Consider the following 6,150-nt stretch of genomic DNA (forward strand, 5'->3'; position numbering starts at 1 on the left):
CCTTTTGCTCGGCTTCGTAGTCTGCCGAAAGCTCCGTGAAACGCTCGTCCGATATGCGCCCGGTCACGCTGTCCTCATACAGCCGCTTGAAGATAGCAGAGAGTTCCGCAATCCGTTTTTCTGCCGCTTCTAGTTCTTTCTTCCTTGCGGCGTTCCGGCGTTTGCTCCCGTCCTCGGTCTGCTCGGTCAACAGCTTCATAAACCGGGCTTCATGCTTGGCGGCGTAGCTGGTGACTTTCCGTAAATTTTCGGTCACTCCCTCGGTCAACAGGTCGGTGCGGATAAAGTGCGCCGTACAGTCACGGGTGCGCTTCTTGTAGCTGCCGCATATGTAGCAGTCCTGCCGCCGCTTGTCCGTCTGGTATCTCTGCTGGTACATGACACTGCCGCAATCGGCACAAAAGAGTATGCCGGAGAACAAGCCCACTTCATCATAGCGGTTAGGGCGTTTGCGCTGCTTGCGTAGCTCCTGCACACGCTCCCATGTTTCCCGGTCAATGATTGCTTCGTGGTGGTTCTCAAATACCGCCTGTTTCTCCACGGGGTTCTCTACGCTGTGCTTTACCTTGTAGGAGGGCTTCTCGGTCTTGAAGTTCACAAGGCAGCCCGTGTATTCCCGGTTTTCAAGGATATGCTTGACTTAATGAGGGCTTGCCGGATAAACTCGGCTTGGCTCATTTTGCAGAGGGTGACACGCTCGGAAAACTCTGCATATTCTTCCTCGGTCAAGCGTGTTTTGATTACCCGGTGGCGGTGGGGCGTGTTGTATCTTTTCATGGCTGTGAACCTCCTTTCACTTGCCGCAAAAGCGGCGGTAATCATAAGCGGCGTAAGCCGCAAAAAGGCGGGCTTGGGGTGGCAACCCCAACAAGATTCCCATAGGACAAAATGAGCCGATAGGCGAAATTTGGTACTGTGGTAGAATCTTGCTCTTAAAAAGTGGTGATTTTCTCTGTGTGTGCTTCCCTCAATACCTTTAGTACCGCAAGCGGGGATTTTGCCAAAGCAGCGGCGATATTTCTCCCTCTAATACCTACAAACCAGCAAAAAGGAAAATGGACGTTGATTTGCAGAAATTCCCCCTCATTCCTTACAACACCACGCAAGCCCGAATAGGCGGGAATTTGTGAAAATTTCTTCTCGCCCGCCCTCCACGGACAGCCTGCGGATTTGCCAAACGAGAGAGGGGATTTCTTTCTATTTCCCCTTTGCACGGCATAATACTGGCGATTTTTGAAAATGCCAAAAATGGGCGCAAAAAAACAGGAAACCTTTTCTTGATTTCCTGTCTTGGTGTGCCGTTCTATGTAGTGGCAGTTATTCTGTTTTGCTATATGGCTGTTCATCAAAACGGAACTTGAACAATGCGGCAACAAGCCGGGATTTTATACTGTCCTCGGTATCCCTGTCGATATGCCCGTTTTCAATGGCGGCAATTCGGATACGCTTGCTGTAATGCCGTAAAACCTCATCCACGGCTTCCGGCTCTCCGCTGGTCGCCCGGACAATCGTTTCATAGGGTAAAAGGTTCGGATTCCCCATGTGAAAGCACCTCCATTTCTTTGTGCAGGAGCTGTAAAGTCCTGCGGATTTGATACCCGGTCGTACTCCGGCAGCGTCCGTACATTTCCCCGATTTCCTGCTGTGTGTAATGCCCGAAAAAGTAAAGGAAAATGATTTCTCGGTTCTTCTCCGGCAGGGATAACAGGGCGGCGGCAAGCTCCCCATTAGTGAGGATAACTGTCTGACCGCATATAGTAATGGGGTGTTCTTCATAAGGTGTTTCAAAATATTCGTCTGTTGTGCCTAAAGGGTAAAACTTTTCTTCTGTGAGGTATTCAAGGGATATTTCTTTTTGCCGCCGTCTGTCCCTGTCACGCCATGCGTTGATAGCCGCATATCGTATGACGGTCTTGCAATAGCCATTGAACGTATACATGATATGTTCTCTGTATGCTTCTGTGCAAGGCATAGATGATTCCCCCTTTCTCCCACATGGGGCAGTGTTTGATTAACTGTTGCATTTATGCTGAAAAAACTCACTTATCTGTTACACTCGACATAGATTGTTTTCGTTGAAAAACCTTTTGTATCTTGTGAACGTGGTATATTTTTTGCTTTTACAAGATATGCTGCGATAACAAAAACCGCCGCTCCTACCCATGCGAGAATTTCTGCAAAAAATATGACAGCACTGCCCCATATATTTGTAAATATCAACGCTGCTACTACACGCATAACAAACTCGATAATACCAGAGAACATAGGGCAAAACGCATTTCCTAAACCTTGTAATGCACTTCTGTAAATATGCAGCAAATACAATGAGAATAACAGCGTGCTCATGGTAGCTAAATAACGGTATGCGATTGCAAGAACATCTGTAGCATTACTGTCTGAAGAATCAATAAATAACTGCAAAATATTTCTGCCAAACACTATCATTAAAGTGGCAATACAAAAAGACATTATAACGCCAATGAGCGTAGCACTTTTCATTCCTTTATGGATTCTATCATACAATCTGGCTCCATAATTCTGTGATATATAAGTAGTTGTTGCATAATTAAGGGCAAATGCTGAACTTTCCAGCAACCCATATATTTTGTTTGTGGCAGTAAACCCAGCGACAAACACAAACCCTTGGCTGTTTATTGTTGATTGCAGTATCATCCCGCCTATGGCAATCAAAACATGCTGTAAAGCCAATGGCAATCCCATTGCACATAACTCATATACAATACGGCTATCCCATTGCCAATCATTGCGCTGTGTCTTTATAAAATCAATTTTTCTTATTATGGTAAGGCAATATAAAAACGATATAAGCTGTGCAATCAATGTGGCTATGGCAGCACCGACAATTCCCAAACCGAATACTAATACAAATAATAAATCAAGGACTATATTTGCGCTTGCGGCTATCCCCATAGCGATAAGCGGCGTTTTTCCATCCCCAAAAGCCCGGAGTATGGCAGATGCCATATTGTACGCCATGACAATCAATGTACCCGCAAACATTGTGAATAAATAAGAGCTTGCCCCGTCAAATATATCAGTAGGTGTTTTTAAAACGTGGAGCATTGGAATAACTAAAAGCAAAGCAAGCACTGTCAACAGGATTCCGATTCCCACACATAGGAAAACGGACATAGTAATTGATTTTCTTAACTTTGCTATATTTTTTTCCCCGAAGTGATGTGAAATACGAGTGGCAAAGCCCTGTGTCAATGCTTGGATAACCCACAAGATTAACCAGTAAGTCCAATCAGTTGCACCTACGGCGGCAAGAGCCTTTACCCCAACGCCACGTCCTACAATAATAGCGTCAACAATCATATATAATTGTTGCCCTAAATTTCCTAAAATAAGAGGGAAAGCAAAGGAAAGCAGTAAAACCGCCGGCTTCCCCTTTGTCATATCTGTTACTTTAGCCATAATTTTGTTCTTCCTCCCGGATATTTGAAATCCTTTCTTTACTAATTGAAAGATTACTGAAATAGCGGTAGCCGTCATCGCTTTTTGGCGTTTGTACTTCTTAAACCGTTTTTGATGGTCTTGTCAACTGGAATCTTAAATGATGGTTTACGGCTGCATTTTTATAATTCAGAGGGTGACAGCATTTTAAGCCGCCACCCACCGCATTATATTTATCTTAGAATTTATCAGCCAAATCTTCTGCCTGTTTACAACCATTTGTTTTATCAATATCTCCAACATTGACAACTGCGGGAACTAATACTGTTCCTACCATTTTCCAGTTTAACAATGCAGCAGAACGCTCTATCGGAACACGAACACCGTCAAAGACAGATTCATCATTTTCCTCACAACAGGAAATCAGCGCACATTCTTTACCCGAAATATCAACCTTTGCATTGTAGAATGAAAACAGCTTGTCAATTACTGCTTTAATCTGTGACGGAATGGAGTACCAGTAAACCGGCAAGGAAAACACGATTGCGTCTGCTTCCTGAATAGCCGGAGCTATGGTATTAAAGTCGTCATTAAAGGAACAAGCTCTTCCTGTCTTAAAACAGGTTTCGCAGGCACGACATCCTCCCACATTCATTGTAGTAACATCAAATCGGGTTATTGTATGTCCCTTTTTTTCTGCCGCCTTGATAAAAGCCTCTGTCATGGCAAAACTGTTTCCTTTTTTACGGGGACTGCCTGTGATTACTACTATTTTTTTGTTCATAAAAATATCCTCCTTTTATTGCGGGATTGACTTTTCCCGGACAAGATATTATTATCATAGCAAGAATACAACCAAAAGCAAGTACGCACATTTAAGTGCGATACTAACATAAAGGTTATAGACTATCAGAAAGGAAAGTGTAAAAATGAGTGAACGCCTTATTTCAAATGAATGCTTTAAGAGTACTGGATTCAGCTATACTTTATCATTGATTAGCGGAAAATATAAAATGACGATATTATATGTTTTGGCAGAATTTGATGTTGTCCGCTTTAACGAAATGAAAAAGTATATTGAAAAAATTTCCTATAAAACATTAAGCGCTACGTTAAAAGAGCTTGAAGCGGACAAATTAGTGCATAGAGAAGAATATCCCCAAATACCGCCTAAAGTGGAATACAGTTTAACTGAACGTGGGAAATCATTGATACCCATATTAAATGCGATATGTGACTGGGGAGAGGAAAACGCACTATAAAAGAATAGACTGAAACCGTTAAAGATTTCAGTCTGTTTCTCCGTCTACTGGAACAATATATTTGCCCTTACTCGCCCATACGAATATTCTTTACTGTTTTGTGTTCAAAGGTAAGGTCTGTATAAACCCTTGTTCCTCCATTTCCAACAGGAGCTTGTGGAAGCAGACCTACCTTTACAGTTTCAGCAACAGGAAGATTAAAAAACCTCGTCATATAAAATTTTTTGCCGTCAACAGAATAATGGAACGCAAAAGAGTTGCCACATCTGCATACTTGGAGCCATACTTCACTACCGTCAATGTTACACCCATTTGCGTCATCACATTCCCCGTTCCTTGCAATTACACTGACAACAGCATGTGTTCCAAAATCTGTCATTTCAAAACACGATTTTGCCCAGTTCTGCATATCACACATTACCATAATGGAAGCAGAATCGTAAGTGTCCTTGAAATCATGGGATACTTTTACACGCATTACAAAATCACCTGCTATTTCTGTGTGGTAAAACGGGGCATTGCATAAAGATTCCGGTGTGATTCCCTCCGTGCCAACCGAACCGTTGTTAAAGAAAAAATCACTTTGCGGCGGGGCAACCATTTCTATTTTGTTATTTTCTTTTTTAATCTGCCCCTCATTAAGCCATTTAAAATCCATACCAATATCCTCCTCTAAAAATAAGTGTTTCCATGCAATTTTTGCCTTGCTAAAATTATTGTAATTCCGCCGAGAATGGATGTAAAGTACTCACTTTATTGTGCGATACTTACCTTTAGGTAAGATGTGGTTCAGTGTTTCCCCTATATCCCCGGTAATGCTGATAGACTGTTCCCTGATTTCTGCCGGAATATAGGCTTCTAATAAATTGATACATATATAAGCAGCATTTGGATTATTGTAGGTCATTTGCCAAAACGGATACTTAATAATTCCCGGCGTGTTGCCACCAACGCCCAGTTCCAAATATACAATATTCAAATCCCTATGGCGGCGTATAAAGGTTTGATACCTCTCTGCCGCTATATGCCAGCCATCATCCTCAACAAAGGTATTGTCCGCACGTAGATTCATTGACATAGGCGCACCGCAAACCGGGCAGTGTGGAACTAATTCGGACGGAACAAGCATATTTTCCTGTTTGGCAACCATTTTTTTAATAATGGCTTCATTATCATAAGTTTTCATGTAAAATGGTATGAATGAGAGGGATTCAGCTGTAGTCGGCACTGTGCGTAATGTGCATAACTTGCTATCTTATGGAATTGTGGGAAAGTCTGTTTGCAGAATGTGGGAAAGCTGCCCTTTAGCTTTTCCATGTTCTGTGAACGGACTTTTCCATGACGGAATAGCAAGTTATACACATTTCCACGGTGCTTGTCTTTTGGTCTTTGGTTTCTTTGGTTCGGAATAGTGTGGTGCTGGCGGTCTATCTCTTGTTTTCGGTTGCTTGCTTCTTTACCGTACATGAGC

Annotated in this window: 9 protein-coding genes and 2 pseudogenes; 1 reads left to right on the plus strand and 10 read right to left on the minus strand. The window is 42.7% G+C overall.

Going from position 1 to position 6,150, the window contains the following annotated elements:
* The 7 genes and pseudogenes from NFS22_RS22910 to NFS22_RS22940 all read right to left on the minus strand — a co-directional run.
* Positions 1 to 640: pseudogene (locus NFS22_RS22910) on the minus strand (recombinase family protein); the annotation flags it as partial.
* A pseudogene (locus NFS22_RS22915) lies at positions 631 to 777 on the minus strand (plasmid mobilization protein); the annotation flags it as partial. The pseudogenes NFS22_RS22910 and NFS22_RS22915, both read right to left, overlap by 10 nt.
* 155 nt (positions 778 to 932) lie before the next feature.
* Positions 933 to 1,349, minus strand: coding sequence for a hypothetical protein (locus tag NFS22_RS22920; protein WP_251319951.1), 417 nt, complete (start codon positions 1,347 to 1,349; stop codon positions 933 to 935).
* Positions 1,318 to 1,542 (minus strand): helix-turn-helix domain-containing protein, encoded by a 225-nt coding sequence (locus tag NFS22_RS22925; protein WP_251319952.1) that lies wholly within the window; start codon positions 1,540 to 1,542, stop codon positions 1,318 to 1,320. The genes NFS22_RS22920 and NFS22_RS22925 overlap by 32 nt, the downstream gene beginning before the upstream one ends.
* Positions 1,514 to 1,972 carry an RNA polymerase sigma factor gene (locus tag NFS22_RS22930; protein WP_251319953.1) on the minus strand — a complete coding sequence of 153 codons (459 nt, stop codon included), beginning with the start codon at positions 1,970 to 1,972 and terminating at the stop codon, positions 1,514 to 1,516. The genes NFS22_RS22925 and NFS22_RS22930 overlap by 29 nt, the downstream gene beginning before the upstream one ends.
* A 71-nt stretch (positions 1,973 to 2,043) precedes the next feature.
* On the minus strand, positions 2,044 to 3,438 hold the full coding sequence (locus NFS22_RS22935; protein ID WP_251319954.1) for an MATE family efflux transporter: 1,395 nt from the start codon (positions 3,436 to 3,438) through the stop codon (positions 2,044 to 2,046).
* 217 nt (positions 3,439 to 3,655) lie between these two features.
* Positions 3,656 to 4,201 (minus strand): flavodoxin family protein, encoded by a 546-nt coding sequence (locus tag NFS22_RS22940; RefSeq protein WP_251319955.1) that lies wholly within the window; start codon positions 4,199 to 4,201, stop codon positions 3,656 to 3,658.
* A gap of 145 nt (positions 4,202 to 4,346) precedes the next feature.
* Here NFS22_RS22940 and NFS22_RS22945 point away from each other — a divergent pair, with 145 nt between their 5' ends.
* Positions 4,347 to 4,679, plus strand: a complete 333-nt coding sequence (locus tag NFS22_RS22945; RefSeq protein WP_251319956.1) for a winged helix-turn-helix transcriptional regulator — start codon at positions 4,347 to 4,349, stop codon at positions 4,677 to 4,679.
* A gap of 67 nt (positions 4,680 to 4,746) precedes the next feature.
* Here the strand turns inward: NFS22_RS22945 and NFS22_RS22950 are convergent, their stop codons facing one another.
* The 3 genes from NFS22_RS22950 to NFS22_RS22960 all read right to left on the minus strand — a co-directional run.
* On the minus strand, positions 4,747 to 5,337 hold the full coding sequence (locus tag NFS22_RS22950; protein ID WP_251319957.1) for a DUF1349 domain-containing protein: 591 nt from the start codon (positions 5,335 to 5,337) through the stop codon (positions 4,747 to 4,749).
* 90 nt (positions 5,338 to 5,427) lie between these two features.
* Positions 5,428 to 5,865: an SIR2 family NAD-dependent protein deacylase gene (locus NFS22_RS22955; RefSeq protein ID WP_338148065.1), complete on the minus strand. Its 438-nt coding sequence runs from the start codon at positions 5,863 to 5,865 to the stop codon at positions 5,428 to 5,430.
* Positions 5,862 to 6,150, minus strand: a 289-nt coding sequence (locus tag NFS22_RS22960; RefSeq protein ID WP_251319958.1) for a hypothetical protein, incomplete at its 5' end; no start/stop codon positions are given. The genes NFS22_RS22955 and NFS22_RS22960, both read right to left, overlap by 4 nt.

Source organism: Flintibacter muris (genome assembly GCF_943192995.1).
GTDB lineage: Bacteria > Bacillota > Clostridia > Oscillospirales > Oscillospiraceae > Lawsonibacter > Lawsonibacter muris.